This is a genomic window from Agromyces sp. 3263 (assembly GCF_031456545.1).
Classification (GTDB): domain Bacteria; phylum Actinomycetota; class Actinomycetes; order Actinomycetales; family Microbacteriaceae; genus Agromyces.
On record NZ_JAVDUV010000001.1, the window covers coordinates 1,363,353 to 1,381,572 of the forward strand.

Consider the following 18,220-nt stretch of genomic DNA (forward strand, 5'->3'; position numbering starts at 1 on the left):
CCCGCACCGTCGAGGTGAGTTCCATGGACACGGCGATGGAACTGGAGATCGGGCCGGGACCGGAGCCCGGCACCTACGTCGTTCGCGTCCTCCGGTCCGTCGGCGGTGGCGAGCCGGTCGAGACGATCACGCTCGACGTCGACGAGCTCGTCTCGCAGCGGCCGCACGTCGAGGCGAGCATCCTGTCGTCCTCCGTCTCGAGCCGCCGCATCATGTCCGACACGGAGGCCGAGGTCCAGGCCGTGGGCATCCGACTGTTCGAGACCACGTTCACCGGCGACGTCCGCACCGCGTACCGGACGAGCGCTGCCGTGGCCGCCGAGCGGGGCACGGGCGTGCAGCTCGTCCTGCGGCTGGACGCGCCGGGCCTGGCCGCGCTGCCGTGGGAGGCGCTGTTCGATTCGGAGACGCAGGCGTACCTCTGCCTCAAGGAACCGCTGGTGCGTCATGTGCCCGCGTCGTTCTCGCCGCCCGCGTTGACGGTCACCCCGCCGCTCAAGGTCCTCGGGATGATCTCGTCGCCGGCCGGCCTGCCCGCGCTCGACGTCGAAGCGGAGCGCGTCCGGCTCGAGGAGGCGCTCCGCCCGCACCTCGACGCGGGGCGGGTGGAGCTGCGCTGGCTCGACGACGTCAGCTGGACGGGGGTGCACGACAAGCTCCTCGAAGACGAATGGCACGTGCTGCACTTCATCGGGCACGGCGGATACGACACCGAGACCGACGAGGGCGTGCTCGCGTTCGTCGGACGCAATGGTCGCGCGGACTACATCCCCGCCTCGAGGCTCGCCGACCTCCTCGACGAGGCCGAGCCGACACCGCGACTGGTCGTGCTGAACTCGTGCCAGTCCGGGGCATCCGGCACCATCGACCTCTTCTCCGGCACGGCGGCGGCGCTCGCGCACAGCGGCATCCACGCGGTCGCCGCGATGCAGTACTCGATCAGCGATGACGCCGCGATCGCGTTCGCGCGTGGCTTCTACAAGGCGCTCGCGCACGGACGCGGCATCGACGAGGCTGTCCGCAGCGGGCGCATCGGCATCCTCGGCCTGAGTCGCGGCACGCTGGAATGGATCACGCCCGTGCTGTACCTGCGCGGTGAGGACACCCGACTCTTCGACATCGCGCCGTCGCCCGAAGTTCAGGTCGCGCCCGCCCGGCCGATGCGCTGGAATGCATGGCTCGTCGCGGCGACGATCGGGATCGTCGCGATCGGGGGCGGCGGCGTCGCCGCCGCACTGCTGCTGCGGCCCGACAACGGCGCGCCTCCAGATGGCAACGGCGGAGGCAACGGCGGCCAGCCCGTGATGACAGAAGTCACGGTCGAGGTCGACCAGCCCTGGACGGACACGGGCATCTCGTGCGAGGCCGGCGATACGTTCAACATCCGGGCGAGCGGGCAGGCCTGGTTCGAGACGGAGAACACGAACTCGGGACCCGACGGGATGCTCTCGGGCGAGCACTCCGACTCGGCAGTCACCCTCTCGGTGCACCCATTGGCGCTCATCGGCAGCCTCGACACGGTGGACGAACTCTTCTCCGTGGGGTTGGCGACCACCTACGAGTGCCCGGTTGGCGGTCGGCTCTGGCTCGGCGTGAACGACAACACGCCCGAGGGCAACACGGGGAACTTCGCGGCGGCCGTCACGCACCGACCGTCGGGGTGACGCAGCCCGCGTGCGAGACCCCGGTCGGCGCGCAGGGCTAGCATCGGGAGCACGCACTCATCGACGGAAGGTCGACATGCCCACCTCCGCAGAGCCCCGCGTGGCCCTCTACTTCGACTTCGACAACATCGTCATCTCGCGCTACGACCAGGTGCACGGCGAAGGCGCCTACCGCAAGGACACCTCGCGCGGGCGTGCGGTCAACCCGGGCACGCAGACCGCCGAACGCCTCGTCACGGCCACCGTCGACATCGACGCGGTGCTCGACTTCGCGGCGACGTTCGGCACCATCGCCATCGCCCGCGCCTACGCCGACTGGTCGACCCCCGTGAACGCGAGCTACCGCGGGCAGCTCATCGACCGTGCCGTCGACCTGGTGCAGCTGTTCCCCCTCTCGGCGACGAAGAACGGTGCCGACATCCGCCTCGCCGTCGACGCCGTCGAGGACATGTTCCGCATCGACGACCTCTCGCACATCGTCATCGTCGCGGGCGACTCCGACTACGTGGCGCTCGCGCAGAAGGCCAAGCGCCTCGGCCGCTACGTCGTCGGCATCGGCGTGGCCGGCGGCACGAGCCGGGCGCTCACCGCGTCGTGCGACGAGTACGCCGACTACGACGCCCTCCTGACCACGGATGCCGCGGTCGAGGAGGACGAGGAGGTCGCCGTCGCGGCACCGGCAGGCCGGGCGGCGGCGGCAGCAGCGCCGTCGGCCGCGGAGCCGGCCGCGGCAGCCGCGACCGCTCCGGCGGCATCCGCTCCCGAGGCCCCCAAGGCGCGTCGCGCCACCCGCGGCGGCGGCAGGGCCAAGGCGACGGATGCCGCGGCGCCCGCGCCTGCGGCCGACGCAGAGACCCCGACCGACGCCGACCTCGCGACCGCGGCCCCCGCGGGGCGTTCGGGCGGCGCCCCCGCCGTGCACTTCTCCGACGGCACGCAGCCCGAGCCGACGTCGGGAACCCGCAACCCCGGCCGCCTCATCCTCAAGGCGCTCGAGCTGCTGCGTGCGAAGAACGACGAGGAGTGGCAGCCCTCGGGCGCCGTGAAGAACCAGATGCTGCGCATGGACCCGTCGTTCCAGGAGCGCCGGCTCGGCTTCGGCTCGTTCAGCGACTTCGTGAAGTCGCGCGGCGGCGTCGTCGAGCTCGACGAGGCCGGCAACCGCATCCGGATCCGCCCCAAGAAGGGCTGAGCCGCCCGCTTCGCACCGCGCCCGGTCACCCTCGGCGACCGGGGGCGTCGGCCTACGCGCCGACTCCCGTCGCGTTCGAACCCGGGTCGTCCTCCGTATCGCGGTCGAGCGCACCGTCGCTCGCGTCGGGAACCCCCGGAACCTCACCATCCTCGGTGGGCGGCGGCTGGATGTTGTACGACGACTGGTCGTCGGGGGCCGTGTCGGTGCGGTCGTCGCCATCTCGGCGGTTCGGCTGGGCCGAGGCGTCGTCGGCGCCCTCCGCCGGCGCCTCGGGATGCTCCCGCGAGGTGGGCGTGTTGATGTCGGACATCTGCTCCTCCTGTCTCGGCGATCGCCCGCACTGATCGAGGTCGGCGGAGATCGCGTGCGAGCCAGTCTGGGCCATCGCACCGTTGCCCGGCAGGGGCTTGCGCGCCTCTCGGCTCGCCGGCCGCCCCGTGTGGTCTGACCACATCTGCTACTGTGGTCAGACCACATGGGCGCGGCGGGAGGCGACGGCATGCACCACGAGGGCAGCACGCCGCACGACACCGGTGCGTCTGCGGCATCCGAGGCACCGCGCGCCTGGCAGGCGGTGCTCGAGCACGTCGAATCCCAGCTGCTCTCGGGCGAGCTGTCGCCCGGGGACCGGCTCCCCGGCGAGCGCGCCCTCTCGGCCGAGCTCGGCGTCGGCCGTTCGAGCGTGCGCGAGGCACTGCGCGTGCTCGAGGTGCTCGGCCTCATCCGCACGCAGGCCGGCTCAGGCCCGACGTCCGGAGCCATCATCATCTCCACCCCCGGCGGCGCCATGGGATCGCTCATGCGGCTGCAGGTTGCGGCACGCGGATTCCCCGTCGCCGACATCGTGCGCACCCGCCTCATCCTCGAATCGGCGGTGGCGGGCGACCTCGCGGCAGCCTTCGACCTCGCCGCGGCATCCGACCCGACCGCGGCCGAGCCCCAGACGACCGACGCCCCCGACCTCGCCGCGGCCGAGGCGCTGCTCGACGCCATGGACGCTCCCGACCTCGAAGCGGCCGAGTTCCTCGCGCTCGACGCCGCCTTCCACCTGGCCCTCGCCGAGGCATCCGGAAACCAGGTGATCACCGCCACCATGGCGGGGCTGCGCAGCGGCATCGAGGGCTACGCCCGAGCCGGCCTGGCCACGATCGCCGACTGGGCGGCGACCTCGGCGCGGCTGCGCGGCGAGCACCGCGGCGTCGTGGCCGCGATCAGGGCAGCGGATGCCGCATCCGCCCGCACCCGCATGCACGACCACATCTCGGGCTACTACGCCGAGACCTTCATCGACCCCACCCCGACCTGACCCGCACGAGAGAGAGCACCGACACCATGGTCCAGCGCCAGTTCCCGAACCCGAAGGAGCTCGCCGAGCTCATGCGCTTCAAGGCGCCCACGCTGAACGCGACCGACCGCCGGCTCGAGAAGGCGCTCACGATCGCCGACCTCCGTGCCATCGCGAAGCGCCGCACCCCGAAGGCGCCGTTCGACTACACCGAGGGCGCCGCCGAGGGCGAGCTCTCGCTCGCCCGGGCCCGCCAGGCGTTCCAGGATGTGGAGTTCCACCCGTCGATCCTCCGCAACGTGCCCGTCGTCGACACGACCCGCGAGGTGCTCGGCGGCCCGAGCGCCCTGCCGTTCGGCATCGCCCCCACGGGCTTCACGCGCATGATGCAGACCGAGGGCGAGATCGCCGGCGCCGGGGCCGCCGGCGCGGCGGGCATCCCGTTCACCCTCTCGACGCTCGGCACGACCTCGATCGAGGACGTGAAGGCCGCCAACCCGAACGGGCGCAACTGGTTCCAGCTCTACGTGATGCGCAAGCGCGAGATCTCCTACGAGCTCGCCAAGCGCGCCGCGGCCGCGGGCTTCGACACCCTCTTCTTCACCGTCGACACCCCCGTCGCCGGCGCCCGCCTCCGCGACAAGCGCAACGGGTTCTCTATCCCGCCGCAGCTGACTCCTGGCACGGTCATCAACGCGCTGCCCCGCCCGGCGTGGTGGATCAACTTCCTCACCACCCCGAAGCTCGAGTTCGCCTCGCTGTCGTCGACGGGCGGAACCGTGGGCGAACTGCTCGACTCGGCGATGGACCCGACCATCTCGTTCGAGGACCTCGACATCATCCGCGACATCTGGCCGGGCAAGATCGTCGTCAAGGGCGTGCAGACCGTCGAGGACGCCAGGCTCCTCGCCGATCGCGGGGTCGACGGCATCGTGCTCTCGAACCACGGCGGGCGACAGCTCGACCGCGCGCCCATCCCCTTCCACCTGCTGCCCCACGTGGTGCGCGAAGTCGGGACCGACCTCGAGGTGCACGTCGACACCGGCATCATGAACGGCGCCGACATCGTGGCATCCGTCGCCCTGGGCGCGCGCTTCACCCTCATCGGCCGCGCCTACCTCTACGGCCTCATGGCCGGCGGACGGCGCGGCGTGGACAAGACCATCTCGATCCTCCGGGCCGAGGTCGAGCGCACCATGAAGCTGCTCGAGGTCGCGAGCCTCGACGAGCTCGGACCGCAGCACGTCACGCAGCTCACGCGAGTGGTGCCGATGCCGAAGCCGATGGCGGATGCCGCGGCGGCGGCGGTCGCCGCGGCCGCTCCCAAGCCCAGGGCCGCACGCGCACCCCGCTCGACGGCCTCGGCGGCGTCGTCGACCGCGGCGAGAAGGAAGCCCGCGGCAGCGGCGGCGAGATCGGGCAGGAAGGCCGGCGCGACGGCCGTTGTTCCGGCGACTCCGTCGGAGAGCGCGAAGTCCGCCGGTACCGAGGGCTCGCTGCCGGCCTGACCTCCGCCAGGGTGCAAGCGCCGCGCCACGGGGCGACGAGCGGCCACGATCGGTGCGCACTAGGGCGGCCGAAGGGACCGCTCTCGACCGCTCGACGTCACCGCCCGGCGTGTCGAGCCGTATGCTCAGGCGGCCTGCTTCACCTTCCGCCGGAGCCGCTTCACGTCCTGCTTCCGCCGCTCGGCATCGGTCGGGGTCGTCAGCGAGGACAGGATCGTGCGCAAGGTGCTGCGCGTGGCCATCTTGCGGGCCTGCTTGGACTGCGCGCGTCCGCGCTTGATGGTCTTCGCTCGACGTTTCGCGTCTCGCGTGCCGCGCCCGGTCGGCGCGGACGGGCCCGCGGGAGTGGCACGCACGGCCGCCCGCTCCAGACGGGCGGCGGCCCTGCGTGCCCGCCGCTCGGCGCGGCGCGGATCCGCATCGAGATCCTTCCGAGCCGCACGCACCTCGGCCTGCGCCGCAGCGGTGCGCGCCTCGAATCTCGCCCTCGCGTCACGGGACAGGGTCTTCGCCAGCTTGTCGGCTTGCCTGCCGGCCTTCCTGGCGTCGGCGACGACCGTGCGGGCTTCACGGCGGCGGTCGCGGCTGGTGCGCGTCGGTGACGTGGACATGGGGGCTCCGTTCCTCGGCGAGCCGTCAGTCTCGCACCGCACGGACGCGTCGCCCACCGGGTTGACGGCACGGGAGCCACGGGTTAGCGCGAAGCCGCGGCGGGCTCCCCTGCGGCATCCGTCGCGCCTGCCTCGCGCGCATGGCGCCCGTGGGCCGGCGCATCCCCCGCGGCCGGACGTCGCGACCGGTACCTGAGGAACCACCCGAGCATCAGCGCGGAGGTCACGAGATAGAACGAGTGCAGGAACCAGATCGGCCCGATGGGCAGGCTGAACACGTACACCGAGTACAACGCGTTGCCCGCGTTCGTGATCGCCAGGTTGCCGAGGCTGTACGACGACAGGTCCTTCGTGCGCCCGGCCTTCATCAGCATGGGCAGGTAGCTCATGGCGAAGAGGCCGGTCGATGCGACGCCGGCGAGCACGGCGAGGTCCATGACACCGACGGTACGGATGCCGCCGGTCCGCGACATCCGCAGAATCGCCCATCTTCGGCCTCTGACTGGATGCACCTCGCGCTCCGATCGGAGGGCGGCCGCCCGGAGCCCGCGCCCGGGGCCGCACTGACCGGCGACCGGCTCCGGATGGACCGCCGTTGGAGCGACCGGGTCAGCGGCGGGCGAATCGCGCCACGCGATCGCCCATCTGCTGCCAGCGCTTCTGGTCGGCCTCGGCCTGCTCGCGGTCCGTGGGCGTGGTCACCGAGGCGAGGATGGTGTGCAGCGCCACGAACTCGGCCATCTTGCGCGCCTGTTCCGCCTGCTTCCGACGCCGCTTGATGGTCTTGGCGCGTTTCTTCGCGTTCGAGTTGGCGAGCGCCGTCCGCTCCGCGTCTCCCGAGGCGGTCACGCGGAGGGAGGCCAGCTCCAGCCCGGCCGCTGCGCGCTTCGCCGTGCTCTTCGCGCGTCGCGGATCTGCCGCGAGCTGTCGCTTCGCCGTGCGCACGTCGGCGCGGGCCGTCGCGGTGAGCGCCTCGAGACTGGCCCGGGCGTCGCGCGAGAGGGTCTTCGCGAGCTTCTCCGCCTCGCGGCTCGCTCGCTTGGCCTCCGCGACCGCCTTGCGGGCCGCGCGTCGTTGGTCGCGCTCCCGATCGGTCGGGGACCTGCGTCGTGTCGTCGCGCCTGCCATGACACCCTCCCGTCCGGTTACCCCACCAGTGTTCCACCGCGGGAGCGCCGCGCACAGCCTCGACCGGCATCGCGCGCCGCCACGAGGCATCCGGTGCTCAGACCTCGATGGCGCCCCCGTGCTCGAGGAGGTGGCGACGCAGGGTCAGCTCGGGATCGGCCGCCTGCCGTCGGCGATAGGCGGTGAAGTCGAGCTGCTCGCGCAGGCTCGTGCCCGCGCGCATCCGATCGGCCTGGGCCGTCTCGGTGCGCACGATCCGCCGAGCCAGGTCGGTGACCTCGTCGACGCGGTCGGATGCCACGACGAGCACTCCGTCGTCGTCGGCGAAGACGTGGTCGGCCTCGCTGACCGCGATGCCGTCGAGGAACGCCGAGCGCATGCGCCGGCCGGCCGGCGGCACCCGGCGCGGACCGTACGGGCACGCGCCGAGGCTGAACACCGGGAGGCCGATCTCCCGCAGCTGGGCGGTGTCGCGGTGCAGGCCCCAGATCACCAGCGCGACGAGGCCCGCCCGCTCCGCCTCGAGGACCATGAGGTCGCCGACGCAGGCCTCGTCGAGCCGGCCGCCGTTGTCGACGACCATCACGTCACCGGGCGATGCGTCGTCGATCGTCTCGAGCAGCACGTCGACACTGCCGAGGTGGGTCACCGGGCGTGCCCTCCCTGCGAGGGGTGCGACCGGCCCGAGCGCACGGAGGCCGACCGGGGCCAGTCGCGCGTCGACGCCGAGGCGCAGCGCCGCATCGGCGATCGCCGCGGTCGGTGGGGCGAATGCCTCGGGGTCGGGCTCGGGGGGCGTGACGGGCGTGGCCTCCTGCATGATGGACCTCCGACTCGTGGGTGGGGCGATTCGAGCATGCCACGCCCGCCCGGCCGTCGGCATCCGCTCGCTGCAGCGCGCAGTGCGGCATCCGCTCGCTGCATCCTCGTCGAAACCTTGTGTTCGGTGCGCCTGCAACGGGCGCGGTACACCGAACACAAGGTTTCGACGCCGGTGACACGAGTCGGCGCGGGTGACAGGATGCGGGCGGGCGTGGGGCCCGCGGGCGGGCGGCAGGCCCGGTCAGCCCTCGTCGATGAGCTCGAGCAGCTTCTTCGCCTCGTCGCGGATCTCGTCGTGGTCGAACTGGCCGGCGCGGCTCTCGAGCGCGATCACGCCGCAGCGGTGCACCTTCCTGAAGTCGCCGTACGGAAACTTGTAATGCGCCTTGGTCTCGCGATCCTCGTCGTCGTCGACGCCGAGGTGCCAGTGGCCGTACTCGGCCCAGCCGTGCTCCTCGATGAATGCGTTCTCCTCGTCGGCGCTCGGCGCGTCCTCACTCCAGTCGTCGCGCTCATCGCGCACCACCTTGCCGTCGCGCACAAGCGAGCGCGCTTGACGGAGCCCGGGCTGATGCAGCTTCACGGTCATGTCGTCCTCCTCCGATCGGGCCCGGGTCGAGCTCAGCCCTTCAGCACCCGCAGTGCCGAACCCTTGTGGGCCGCCTTGGCGCCGGTCTGCTCGCTCTCCACGATGAACGCGGGATCGTCGTCGCTCGCGGTGAACTTCTGCCCCGCGAACTCGAAGTCCGACGTGCGCCGTTCGACGACGCGTCCGCTGGTGCGTCCCTGAGACGTCGCCCAGCTCACCCGATCGTGCACCGCGACCATGCCTGCGCCTCTCGACCTGTGGGGCCGCGGGGTGCGGCCCTCGCCTCCGGGCAGCGTAGGGGATGCGGCATCCGGCCTCACCCCCTTGACGGCCAGACGTAGGGCAGGTCCGGCGGCACGTCGGCGGCAAGCGAGCCGTAGTACTCCGGATCCTTGCGGAGGAGGTTCGAACGGTGCGACCGGTGGAACTCCTCCGACCCGATCCACGGGGGCAGCACGAACGCACCGGACCGATACGCCGCACGGTCGTCGGGAACCGTGTCGAGCGCCTCGAGCGTCTTCATGCGGCACGTGTCGGCATGGCCGCGACCGATCCACTCGTCGCAGATCGCGTCCTGGTAGGCCATGAGCGCGGGCCGGAACCCGCGCCACATCTTCACGACCGGATGATGCCGCCACCCGTACCCGGGCACCGTGAGCGCCCGCATCACCTGCAGAGTCTCCACGCGCTGCTTCCCGAGTCGCGTGGTGTCGAGCGCGGCGGCGCTGCGGGCGAAGTCGGCGAACGGGAGGAAGGTCTGCATGCATCCCCCTCCCATCGCCCGTCGGCCGTCGGCCGGCGCCCGTCGGCCGTCAGCCTAGGCGGGTCCGGATGCCCCGTGCCCGGGGTTGACGGAGGCTCTGCAGCACCTTGCCACCCGCACTGGGGCTCACTTCGGCCGAGGTCGAGGCGCTACGTTCGGGACAGTCCGTCGGCCGTACCCGCGCGCCCACGGCACCGAACAGACACCGAACCCGAATCGGAGAACGCAATGAAGCGTTGGCAATCCACCCTTGCGGGCGCCGCCACGGCGGCCGCACTCATCGTCGGAGGAGGCGGGATCGCCTATGCCGACAACCTCGTCGTCGTCGACTCGCTCCAGGCGGACGTGAGCTCCATCTCACTCGGCAGCATCGCGTGCGGCACGCCGGCGAGCGCCTCGGTCGACCTCAGGATGAAGCGCAACGGCAGCGACGAGGGCAAGAACGCCTTCGCGGACTCCGCGGTCGTGACGCTTTCTGCATCCACGACGGAGGCGGCCCTGTCGGCCGGCGGCGGCCAGCTCGTGCTGCCGTCGAACTGGGAAGCCCTGGGCAACAACGTGCTGAGCGCCGCGGTGAAGTCCACCATCAGCGTGACGTCGAACGTCGCCGGCCCCCACAGCGGCACCGTGACGTATTCAGCCGCCGGCCTGAACACCGACGGCAACACCATCACCCGCACCGACAGCGTCGGCGTGACCTGGACGACCCTCTCCTGCGGCGTCCCCACCCCGGTCGACACCATCGCGCCGGTCGTCGTCCTCACCTGTCCCGGCGGGCTCGTCGAACGTGGGTCGAACGCCGTCGCCACCTGGGTGGCGAGTGACACGGGGGGATCCGGCCTCGCCGGCGCCTCGAGCGGCACGCTCGCGCTCGACACGTCGATCTACGGCGCCCGGACCGCACTCGCGGTCGCGGGCTTGGTGAAGGACCTCGCCGACAACCCGTCGGCCGAAGCCTCCTGCGACTACTTCGTGACCGAGCACACGCCCCCGGTCGTCGTGCTCACCTGCCCCACCGATGACGTGCTGCTCGGCTCGGTCGCCGAGGCGACGTGGGTGGCGACGGACGAAGCGGGCGGATCCGGCCTGGCCACCGGCGCGAGCGGCACGGTCCCGTTGAACACCGACGCCTACGGCCCGGCCACCGCGGTGGCTCCCGCCGGCACCGCCGTCGACAACGCCGGCAACGCGTCGGTCGCGGTCGAGTGCGACTACTTCGTGACCGAGCACACTCCCCCGGTCGTCGACCTCGTCTGCCCGGCAACGCCGCTGCTGCTCGGCTCGGTCGCCGAGGCGACGTGGACCGCCTACGATCCCACGCCGGGATCCGGCATCGCCGACGGGTACCCCACGAGCGGTTCGATCGTGCTCGACACCTCGGGCGTCGGCTCCAGGACCGCCACGGTCGCGGCCGGCACCGTGCAGGACAACGCAGGCAACACGTCGCTCGCCGTCGAGTGCGACTACTCGGTCGTGTACGACTTCGCCGGATTCTTCCGGCCGGTCGACATGGGCGGCGTCGTGAATTCGGTGAAGGCCGGCAGTGCCGTGCCGATCAAGTTCAGCCTGCACGGCAATCAGGGCCTCGACATCATCGCCGCCGGTTCGCCGACGCTCACGCTCACCGCGTGCACGGCGGGCGCCTCGGTCGACGCGATCGAGGAGACCGTGACGGCCGGCGGCAGCACCCTCACCTACGACGCGGTGGCGGGCCAGTACGTGTACGTCTGGAAGACGGTGAAGACGTGGGCGGGCAAGTGCGGCACCTTCGCGCTGACGCTCGACGACGGCACGACGCACACGGCGAAGTTCACCTTCACGAAGTAGCGGCACGGCACCACCAGCACGGCAGCACGGAGGGCCGGGAGCATCGCTCCCGGCCCTCCGTGTCTCCGTCCGCCTTGCGCTACGCCTGCGCGTTCGACGCGGCCAGCAGCTGCTCGACCTGCTCGCGGCCCAGGCCCATGCCGGGGAACGAGGCGAGCCGCCCGATCGGGAAGGACTCCATCATCTTGAACAGGCCGGGGTCGGCCATGAGCCCTGCGGTCTCGCCGTCGCCGAGCGCCGACATGGCCTGCATGATGTACTGCGACGCGACCGGGTGGGCGAGAAGCTCGCCGATCGACGAGTTCATGGTGAGCGGCACGCGCACGGCGTCGCCCTCGACGTCAACCGACACGGTCGCGCGGATGTCGCGGCTCGACGCCGCGACGTCGACCGAGTAGGCGCCGCCCTCGACGACCCAGCGGTCCACTCGCGTGTCCCAGTAGGCGAGGTCGGCGCGCCGCACGTGCACCTCGACCTCACGGGACTCGCCCACGTCGAGCGCCACCTTCGCGAACCCCTTGAGCTCGCGCGGCGCGCGCACGACCGCGGATCCGGGCAGCGACGTGTAGACCTGCACGACCTCGGCGCCGGCCCGGTCGCCCGAGTTCGTCACCGTCACGCGAATCGTGAGCCCCGAGCCATCCGCTGACACCGAGGCATCCGAGTAGTCGAATGTCGTGTACGAGAGGCCGTGCCCGAACGGGTACGACACGTCGAAGTCGCGCGCGTCGTACCAGCGGTACCCCACGAAGAGCCCCTCGCCGTAGCGCACGTGCGAGTGCTCGCCCGGGAAGTCGAGGTACGCGGGGCTGTCGGCGAGCCGCACCGGGATCGTCTCGGCGAGCCGCGCCGAAGGGTTCACGACGCCGTAGAGCACGTCAGCCACGGCCCCGCCGCCGGCCTGGCCGAGTAGCCACCCCTCGACGATCGCGGGCACCCGGTCCGCGAGGCCCGACAGGCGCACCACGCCGCCGTTCGACAGCACCACGACGGTGCGGGGGTTCGCGGCGATGACCGCGTCGGCGAGCTCGAGCTGCGCGGCAGGCAGCTCGATGTCGTCGCGGTCGAAGCCCTCGGACTCGAGCGCGGCGGGCACGCCGAGGAAGAGCAGCACCGTCTCGGCAGCGGATGCCGCGGCGACGGCCTCGGCCGTGAGCTCCTCGGAGATCGCGCCGTCGTCGCCGTAGCCAGGCGCGAACGGCAGCTCGGCGCCGGCGACCGCGCGCAGCTCGTCGAGCGCGTTGTCGAGGCGGGTCGGGTTGATCTGCGACGATCCGGCGCCCTGGTAGCGCGGCGTGCGCGCGAGCTCGCCGATGACGGCGACGGCGGTGCCCACTCCTGCGGGTCCGGGGGTGAGCGGCAGCACGCCGTCGTCGTTCTTCAGCAGCACGATCGATGCGGCGGCCACCTCTCGGGCGAGCGCGTGGTGGGCGTCGGCGTCGTACGCGGCATCCGCCTTCGCACCGCGCACCGCCTTCTGCACCAGCTCGACGTTGCGGCGGGCGGCCGTGTCGAGCAGGCGCTCGTCGAGCACGCCCGACCGCACGGCGGCAACGAGCTGGGCATCCGTGCGACCCTCGCTCGACGGCATCTCGAGGTCGAGGCCGGCGGCGAGCCCGGTGACGCGGTCGTTCACGGCGCCCCAGTCCGAAACGACGAGGCCCTCGAAGCCCCACTCGTCGCGGAGCACCTTCGTGAGCAGCCACGGGTCCTCGGAGGTGTACACGCCGTTGAGCCGGTTGTAGGAGCACATCACGGTCCAGGGCTGCTCGTCCTCGACGACGCGCTGGAACCCACGCAGGTAGATCTCCCGGAGCGGACGCTCGTCGATGTCGGCCGAGACGCGCATGCGGTCGGCCTCCTGGTTGTTCGCCGCGAAGTGCTTCAGCGATGCGCCGATGCCCTGCGACTGCAGTCCGCGCACGAGCGCGGAGCCGAGCACGCCCGACACGATCGGGTCCTCGGAGAGGTACTCGAAGTTGCGACCGCACAGCGGCGAGCGCTTGATGTTGATGCCGGGGCCGAGCAGCACGCCCACCTGCTCGGCCAGTGACTCCTCGCCGAGGGCGACGCCGACGCGCTCGAGCAGCTCGGGGTCGAACGACGAGCCGAGCGCGACGGCCGGCGGGAAGCACGTGGCGGGCACGCTGTCGCCGATGCCGAGGTGGTCGCTGCTGGCACGCTGCTTGCGCACGCCGTGCGGCCCGTCCGTCAGCATGATGGCCGGCAGGCCGACGCGCTCGACGGGCTTCGTGGTCCAGAAGCTCGCGCCGCTCGTGAGCGAGGCCTTCTCCTCGAGGGTGAGGTCGGCCACGAGATCGGCGGCGCTTCGGTCGATGGCGGATGCCGCGGCATCCGTCGCCGGGTTCAGGGTGTCGGTCATGATGCTCCTTCGTGTGCCGGTGATTCGATCCTCCGCCGGAAGAGGGGCTTCGCGTAGTCCTTCTCGAGGAGCGTCGAGAACGCCCACCAGAGGACCAGGGTGGCGGATGCTCCGCCGATGACGCCGAACACGGCGTCCGAGAACCAGTGCGCGTTGATGAGGGTGCGCTGCCAGACCATGCCGAGGGCGGTGAGCCCGCCGACGATCCACCACGCGAGCCGCTTCGAGGGCGGCAGCACGGCGGCGACCGCGACGAGCAGGATGCCCGCGCTGACCGCATGCCCCGACGGGAATGAACCGTGGTCGACCGAGAAGAGCGGGCCGAACAGGCCGTTCCCGAGGTCGTCCGCCGGCCGCGGCCGGTCGACGAGGTTCTTGGTGAGCTGCGAGACGACCAGCGTTCCGCCGAGCTCGGCGGCCAGGAAGAACAGGGCGGAGCGCCAGCGACGGATCGCGAACAGCCACGCCGGGACGAGCAGGATCGTGAGCACCGCGCCGGGGAGCTCGCCGAGGTGCTGGAACGCCATGGGCACGACCCACGACACCTGCTCGAGCGCGCTCGCGCCGACGAGGCGGCGCCACGCGTCGTCGAGCGGCTGGGTGAGCGGCGCATCCACGTCCTGGAGCACCGTGAGCCCGAAGGCCACGAACAGCGCGAGTCCGACGAGTCCGGTGACGAGCAGGGCGCGGGGCCTCGCCGGGCGGGTCCGCGGGGCGGCCGGTGCGGATGCCGCGGCGGCCTCGGTCAGCGCGGGCGCCCCCGCGGCATCCGGCACGTTACTTCACCGCCTTGATCGGCCAGACGGCGAACGCCCCGAGCACCGAGAGCACGATGCCGACGGGGAACAGGCCGGTGTACCCGAACGAGAGCACGATGGCGCCGGCGACGCCGGGCGCGAGGGTCTGGGGCAGGGTGGCGGCGATGTTGACGACGCCGAGGTCCTTCGCGAACGACTTCGCCGACGGCAGCACCTCGCTCATGAGCGCCGTGTCGACCGCCTGGAACATGCCGAAGCCGAGGCCCGCGATGAACGTCATGATCATCCAGGCGGTGAGGTCGGGCCAGGCCCACGGCAGCAGGAACGCGAGGCCGGTGACGGCCGACGAGGCGAAGACGAAGGGCTTGCGGCGGCCGACCCGGTCGGAGATGGGGCCCGATGCGACGGTCGCGATGAGGATGCCGGCGAGGCTGATGAGGCCGAGCACGGGGATGACCGAGCCGGGCTCGGCGACGCCGAAGTAGTCGGTGAGCAGGAAGAACTGGTAGCCCGTCACCGCGAAGTAACCGGTGTAGAGCAGCAGGCGACCCGTGAACGCCCAGAAGAAGTCGGGGTGCTTGACCGGGCTGACCCAGAAGGTGCGGAGGAAGTCGGCGAAGCGGAAGGGCTCGGGCTCGAGCTCCTTCGACGAGTAGTCGGGGTTGAAGACGATGAAGAGCGTGAGGAGGACGAGCGACAGCACCGCGAAGGTCACGTAGCCGGCGGCGATGCTGCCGAGGAAGACGGACGCGACGATCTGGCCGCCGAGGGCGCCCACCATCAGGCCGATGCCGGAGAGCGCGGCGAAGGTGCCACGCCGCTTGAGCGGCACGCGGTCGGGCATGACCGCGCTGAGGGGGCCTTGCGCGAAGTTGTACGTGATCTGCACGAGGGTCCACGCGATGACGACACCGACGAGGCTGTTCGCGAAGGCGAGGCCGACGAGCGCGAGGCCGCCGGCGAGCGAGCCGAGGAAGATCCACGGCGCCCGGCGCCCGAACCTGGAGCGCGTGCGGTCGGAGATCTGGCCGGCGATCGGCTGGGCGAGCATGGAGAAGAACGCGCCGATCGTCATCACCACGGCGAGGTTCGCGACCTTGTCGGCCTCGCCGAACTGCGCGGTGATCTGCGCAGGGAGGAGGATGCCGGGCACCGCTCCCCAGATGAGGAAGATGCCGAGGTTCGCGGGGATGATCCAGCCGAGGAGGCGGCCGATGCCCTTGATCGGAGCGGGCGGATCCTCGTTGCCCGTGGCCTCCTCGAAGAACGCGACGGGCTCGTCGAGCTCGTCGGGGCGGGAATCGGCAGCGGGTTGGGGGGTCGACGCCATCGCCATCGGGGGAATCCTCTCGGGTCTCAGCACTGAGTGGGCAAAACCATACATCGCTCGGTTTTCATTTGCAACAGCGGTTCCGTACCATGCAGGTATGGCACGCAGGGGTTCGTACGCGAAGGGCGTGGCGAAGCGCGAGGAGATCCTCACGACCGCGCTCGACGTCATCGCCCGCAACGGCTATCGACGCACCTCGGTGCGCGAGCTCGCCGACGCGGTCGGCCTCAGCCAGGCCGGCCTCCTGCACTACTTCTCGTCGAAGGAGGAGCTCTTCCAGGAGATCCTCCGCAAGCGCGACGAGGTCGACACGGGCGGATTCGTCGACAACGACCTCGAGCACCCGGTCGAGGGCTTCTTCGGGGTCATCCGGCACAACTCCGAGGTGCCGGGCCTCGTGCAGCTCTACGCCCAGGTGTCCACCGAGGCGTGTGATCCCGACCATCCGGCGCACGCGTTCTTCGTCGACCGGTACAACCAGTTCCGTGGCGTGTTCAGCACGCTCGTGCGCGACGAGCAGGCCGCCGGCAACGTCGACCCGAGCCTCGACGCCGACCGCATCGCCAACCTCTTCCTCGCCGCGGCCGACGGCCTGCAGACCCAGTGGATGCTCGACCCGTCGATCGACATGGCCGATCACGTCGCCTATCTCTGGCAGCTCGTCACGCGGAAGGCCTGAGCGAATGCCACGCGGCAGCAGCTCCCGACGCGAGCGCGGCCGCATCCGATACCCGTGGTTGAGTTCGCGGTCCGCATCTCCCATACTTGATTCCCAAGCGTCACTCGGTTTTCAAACCGGGACATCCGCCCCAACGAAGCGTGCGTGAGGAGCTGCCGTCATGTCGGTCGCCGGAACCGAGACCCACCCCGAGGTCGACACCATCGCGGGCCGCGTGCGCGGCCTTTGGCGCACGGATGCCGCGGGCAACCGTTCTGCGGCCTTCCTCGGCATCCCCTTCGCCGAGCCGCCGGTCGGCGAGCACCGCTTCGCCGCACCCGTGCCACGTCGCCCGTGGGGCGCCGTGCTCGACGCCACCGAGTTCGGAGCGACCGCGCAGCGCGGCGACCCCGGCGTGACGCTCATCCCCGAGCCGTCGGTGCCGGGCGAGTCCACGCTGAACGTGAACGTCTTCACGCCCTCGCCGGCGCCGTCCACCGGCTCCGGCCTCCCCGTGCTCGTCTACATCCACGGCGGCGGCTACTTCGCCGGCTCCCCCGCCAGCCCCTGGTACGACGGGCAGTCCTTCAACCGCGACGGCGTGGTCACCGTGTCGATCTCGTACCGCCTCGGCTTCGACGGCTTCGGCTGGATCGCGGATGCCCCGATGAACCGGGGCGTGCTCGACTGGCTGCTCGCCCTCGAGTGGGTGCGCGACAACATCGCGGCGTTCGGCGGCGACCCGGCGCGGGTGACGATCGCGGGGCAGTCGGCCGGCGGCGGCGCGGTGCTCACCCTCCTCGGCATGCCGGCGGCGCAGCCGCTCATCTCGGGTGTCTACAGCATGTCGGGGGTCGCCACCGACATCACCCTCGCCGAGGCCGAGGAGTTCGGCCGGAGGCTGGCCGCGCTGGGCGGCGTGGAGCCGACGCGGGAAGGGCTGTCGTCGCTCACCGAGGAACGCGTGCTCGAGCTGCAGAAGCAGCTCACCGATCCGGCGCCCGACGGCAACCCGATGACCATGCTGCGCGGCTTCATCGAGAACGGCCTGACGCTCGGGCCCGTGATCGACGGCGAGCTCATCCCGCGCCGCACCATCGACGCGATCGCCGCGGGGGTCGGCGCCGACAAGCCGCTCGTGCTGGGCGCCACCGACGACGAGTTCTCGATGATCCTCGACGGCGCGAAGGACAAGCTCCGCTGGGTGCCCGCGGGCTTCCTCCTCGGCAAGGTGGGCCTCGCCAGGGCCGAGCGCGCGGCCTACCTCCGTGCGAACACCGACGTGCGCCAGCTCGGCACGGCCGCGGTCCTCGGCCGGTACATCACCGACCGGATGTTCCGCACCCTCGTGCTGCGCGTCGCCACCGCGCGGGGCGGCGCGCCGACCTGGCTCTACCGCTTCTCCTGGCGGTCGCCGAACTTCGGCCGTGCGGTGCACTGCGTCGATGTGCCCTTCTTCTTCGACTGCCTCGGCGCCGACCGTGTCTCGGCGATCGGCGGGGAAGCGCCGCCGCAGGCGCTCGCCGACGAGGTCCACTCCGCCGCGGTCGCGTTCATCGCGCAGGGCGATCCCGGCTGGCCGAGGGTCACGGATGCCGCGGCCGCAGCGCGGGTCTACGACGTGCCGTCCGTGGTGTCCGCCGACGCGTTCGCCGGCGTCCGCCCGCTCGTCGATCGCTGACCGTTCGGGGCGCGTGCC

General features: G+C 71.6%; 18 protein-coding genes. 7 read left to right on the forward strand and 11 right to left on the reverse strand.

Features of this window, described 5'->3' with window-relative positions; genetic code table 11:
* Nucleotides 1-23: 23 nt before the first annotated feature.
* Together J2X63_RS06235 and J2X63_RS06240 are read left to right on the forward strand one after the other, a co-directional pair.
* Nucleotides 24-1,664: a CHAT domain-containing protein gene (locus J2X63_RS06235; RefSeq protein ID WP_309975206.1), complete on the forward strand. Its 1,641-nt coding sequence runs from the start codon at nt 24-26 to the stop codon at nt 1,662-1,664.
* A gap of 76 nt (nt 1,665-1,740) precedes the next feature.
* Complete coding sequence (locus J2X63_RS06240) at nt 1,741-2,856, forward strand: NYN domain-containing protein (protein WP_309975208.1); 1,116 nt, start codon at nt 1,741-1,743, stop codon at nt 2,854-2,856.
* 52 nt (nt 2,857-2,908) lie between these two features.
* Here the strand turns inward: J2X63_RS06240 and J2X63_RS06245 are convergent, their stop codons facing one another.
* On the reverse strand, nt 2,909-3,169 hold the full coding sequence (locus J2X63_RS06245; RefSeq protein WP_309975209.1) for a hypothetical protein: 261 nt from the start codon (nt 3,167-3,169) through the stop codon (nt 2,909-2,911).
* Nucleotides 3,170-3,358: 189 nt separating this feature from the next.
* Between J2X63_RS06245 and J2X63_RS06250 the strand changes: the two genes are divergently transcribed.
* Nucleotides 3,359-4,165, forward strand: a complete 807-nt coding sequence (locus tag J2X63_RS06250) for a GntR family transcriptional regulator (protein WP_309975211.1) — start codon at nt 3,359-3,361, stop codon at nt 4,163-4,165.
* Nucleotides 4,166-4,191: 26 nt separating this feature from the next.
* A complete protein-coding gene (locus tag J2X63_RS06255) occupies nt 4,192-5,652 on the forward strand; it encodes an alpha-hydroxy acid oxidase (RefSeq protein WP_309975213.1) in 1,461 nt (486 codons plus the stop codon).
* Between the two features lie 125 nt (nt 5,653-5,777).
* On the opposite strand, the gene J2X63_RS06260 is transcribed toward J2X63_RS06255, so the two are convergent.
* The 7 genes from J2X63_RS06260 to J2X63_RS06290 form a co-directional block, all read right to left on the reverse strand.
* A complete protein-coding gene (locus J2X63_RS06260) occupies nt 5,778-6,263 on the reverse strand; it encodes a hypothetical protein (protein ID WP_309975215.1) in 486 nt (161 codons plus the stop codon).
* Nucleotides 6,264-6,346: 83 nt separating this feature from the next.
* On the reverse strand, nt 6,347-6,700 hold the full coding sequence (locus J2X63_RS06265; RefSeq protein WP_309975217.1) for a hypothetical protein: 354 nt from the start codon (nt 6,698-6,700) through the stop codon (nt 6,347-6,349).
* 172 nt (nt 6,701-6,872) lie between these two features.
* Nucleotides 6,873-7,391, reverse strand: a complete 519-nt coding sequence (locus tag J2X63_RS06270; RefSeq protein WP_309975219.1) for a hypothetical protein — start codon at nt 7,389-7,391, stop codon at nt 6,873-6,875.
* A 97-nt stretch (nt 7,392-7,488) separates the two neighbouring features.
* Nucleotides 7,489-8,211 carry an RraA family protein gene (locus tag J2X63_RS06275; protein ID WP_309975221.1) on the reverse strand — a complete coding sequence of 241 codons (723 nt, stop codon included), beginning with the start codon at nt 8,209-8,211 and terminating at the stop codon, nt 7,489-7,491.
* A gap of 243 nt (nt 8,212-8,454) precedes the next feature.
* Nucleotides 8,455-8,802 (reverse strand): hypothetical protein, encoded by a 348-nt coding sequence (locus J2X63_RS06280; protein WP_309975223.1) that lies wholly within the window; start codon nt 8,800-8,802, stop codon nt 8,455-8,457.
* 32 nt (nt 8,803-8,834) lie between these two features.
* On the reverse strand, nt 8,835-9,041 hold the full coding sequence (locus tag J2X63_RS06285; protein ID WP_309975225.1) for a DUF2945 domain-containing protein: 207 nt from the start codon (nt 9,039-9,041) through the stop codon (nt 8,835-8,837).
* A 77-nt stretch (nt 9,042-9,118) separates the two neighbouring features.
* On the reverse strand, nt 9,119-9,565 hold the full coding sequence (locus tag J2X63_RS06290) for an MSMEG_6728 family protein (protein WP_309975227.1): 447 nt from the start codon (nt 9,563-9,565) through the stop codon (nt 9,119-9,121).
* 228 nt (nt 9,566-9,793) lie between these two features.
* Here J2X63_RS06290 and J2X63_RS06295 point away from each other — a divergent pair, with 228 nt between their 5' ends.
* Nucleotides 9,794-11,392 (forward strand): PxKF domain-containing protein, encoded by a 1,599-nt coding sequence (locus J2X63_RS06295; protein ID WP_309975229.1) that lies wholly within the window; start codon nt 9,794-9,796, stop codon nt 11,390-11,392.
* Between the two features lie 79 nt (nt 11,393-11,471).
* Here the strand turns inward: J2X63_RS06295 and J2X63_RS06300 are convergent, their stop codons facing one another.
* Genes J2X63_RS06300 through J2X63_RS06310 form a run of 3 tightly spaced genes read right to left on the reverse strand, consistent with a single transcriptional unit; the run spans nt 11,472 to nt 15,869 of the window.
* Complete coding sequence (locus J2X63_RS06300; RefSeq protein ID WP_309975231.1) at nt 11,472-13,775, reverse strand: glycoside hydrolase family 3 C-terminal domain-containing protein; 2,304 nt, start codon at nt 13,773-13,775, stop codon at nt 11,472-11,474.
* Complete coding sequence (locus J2X63_RS06305; RefSeq protein WP_309975233.1) at nt 13,772-14,551, reverse strand: phosphatase PAP2 family protein; 780 nt, start codon at nt 14,549-14,551, stop codon at nt 13,772-13,774. The genes J2X63_RS06300 and J2X63_RS06305 overlap by 4 nt, the downstream gene beginning before the upstream one ends.
* A gap of 1 nt (nt 14,552) precedes the next feature.
* Nucleotides 14,553-15,869 (reverse strand): MFS transporter, encoded by a 1,317-nt coding sequence (locus J2X63_RS06310; protein WP_309975235.1) that lies wholly within the window; start codon nt 15,867-15,869, stop codon nt 14,553-14,555.
* A gap of 91 nt (nt 15,870-15,960) precedes the next feature.
* On the opposite strand from J2X63_RS06310, the gene J2X63_RS06315 reads away from it, so the two are divergent.
* Together J2X63_RS06315 and J2X63_RS06320 are read left to right on the forward strand one after the other, a co-directional pair.
* Nucleotides 15,961-16,542 (forward strand): TetR/AcrR family transcriptional regulator, encoded by a 582-nt coding sequence (locus J2X63_RS06315; protein WP_309975237.1) that lies wholly within the window; start codon nt 15,961-15,963, stop codon nt 16,540-16,542.
* Between the two features lie 160 nt (nt 16,543-16,702).
* Complete coding sequence (locus J2X63_RS06320; protein WP_309975239.1) at nt 16,703-18,202, forward strand: carboxylesterase family protein; 1,500 nt, start codon at nt 16,703-16,705, stop codon at nt 18,200-18,202.
* The last annotated feature ends 18 nt before the right edge of the window (nt 18,203-18,220 follow it).

What these genes read in the sequence shown, in the direction of transcription:
- J2X63_RS06235 (WP_309975206.1), top strand. Translation starts at nt 24, where the DNA reads ATGGACACGGCGATGGAACTGGAGATCGGGCCGGGACCGGAGCCCGGC.
- J2X63_RS06240 (WP_309975208.1), top strand. Translation starts at nt 1,741, where the DNA reads ATGCCCACCTCCGCAGAGCCCCGCGTGGCCCTCTACTTCGACTTCGAC.
- J2X63_RS06245 (WP_309975209.1), bottom strand. Translation starts at nt 3,169, where the DNA reads ATGTCCGACATCAACACGCCCACCTCGCGGGAGCATCCCGAGGCGCCG.
- J2X63_RS06250 (WP_309975211.1), top strand. Translation starts at nt 3,359, where the DNA reads ATGCACCACGAGGGCAGCACGCCGCACGACACCGGTGCGTCTGCGGCA.
- J2X63_RS06255 (WP_309975213.1), top strand. Translation starts at nt 4,192, where the DNA reads ATGGTCCAGCGCCAGTTCCCGAACCCGAAGGAGCTCGCCGAGCTCATG.
- J2X63_RS06260 (WP_309975215.1), bottom strand. Translation starts at nt 6,263, where the DNA reads ATGTCCACGTCACCGACGCGCACCAGCCGCGACCGCCGCCGTGAAGCC.
- J2X63_RS06265 (WP_309975217.1), bottom strand. Translation starts at nt 6,700, where the DNA reads ATGGACCTCGCCGTGCTCGCCGGCGTCGCATCGACCGGCCTCTTCGCC.
- J2X63_RS06270 (WP_309975219.1), bottom strand. Translation starts at nt 7,391, where the DNA reads ATGGCAGGCGCGACGACACGACGCAGGTCCCCGACCGATCGGGAGCGC.
- J2X63_RS06275 (WP_309975221.1), bottom strand. Translation starts at nt 8,211, where the DNA reads ATGCAGGAGGCCACGCCCGTCACGCCCCCCGAGCCCGACCCCGAGGCA.
- J2X63_RS06280 (WP_309975223.1), bottom strand. Translation starts at nt 8,802, where the DNA reads ATGACCGTGAAGCTGCATCAGCCCGGGCTCCGTCAAGCGCGCTCGCTT.
- J2X63_RS06285 (WP_309975225.1), bottom strand. Translation starts at nt 9,041, where the DNA reads ATGGTCGCGGTGCACGATCGGGTGAGCTGGGCGACGTCTCAGGGACGC.
- J2X63_RS06290 (WP_309975227.1), bottom strand. Translation starts at nt 9,565, where the DNA reads ATGCAGACCTTCCTCCCGTTCGCCGACTTCGCCCGCAGCGCCGCCGCG.
- J2X63_RS06295 (WP_309975229.1), top strand. Translation starts at nt 9,794, where the DNA reads ATGAAGCGTTGGCAATCCACCCTTGCGGGCGCCGCCACGGCGGCCGCA.
- J2X63_RS06300 (WP_309975231.1), bottom strand. Translation starts at nt 13,775, where the DNA reads ATGACCGACACCCTGAACCCGGCGACGGATGCCGCGGCATCCGCCATC.
- J2X63_RS06310 (WP_309975235.1), bottom strand. Translation starts at nt 15,869, where the DNA reads ATGGCGATGGCGTCGACCCCCCAACCCGCTGCCGATTCCCGCCCCGAC.
- J2X63_RS06315 (WP_309975237.1), top strand. Translation starts at nt 15,961, where the DNA reads ATGGCACGCAGGGGTTCGTACGCGAAGGGCGTGGCGAAGCGCGAGGAG.
- J2X63_RS06320 (WP_309975239.1), top strand. Translation starts at nt 16,703, where the DNA reads ATGTCGGTCGCCGGAACCGAGACCCACCCCGAGGTCGACACCATCGCG.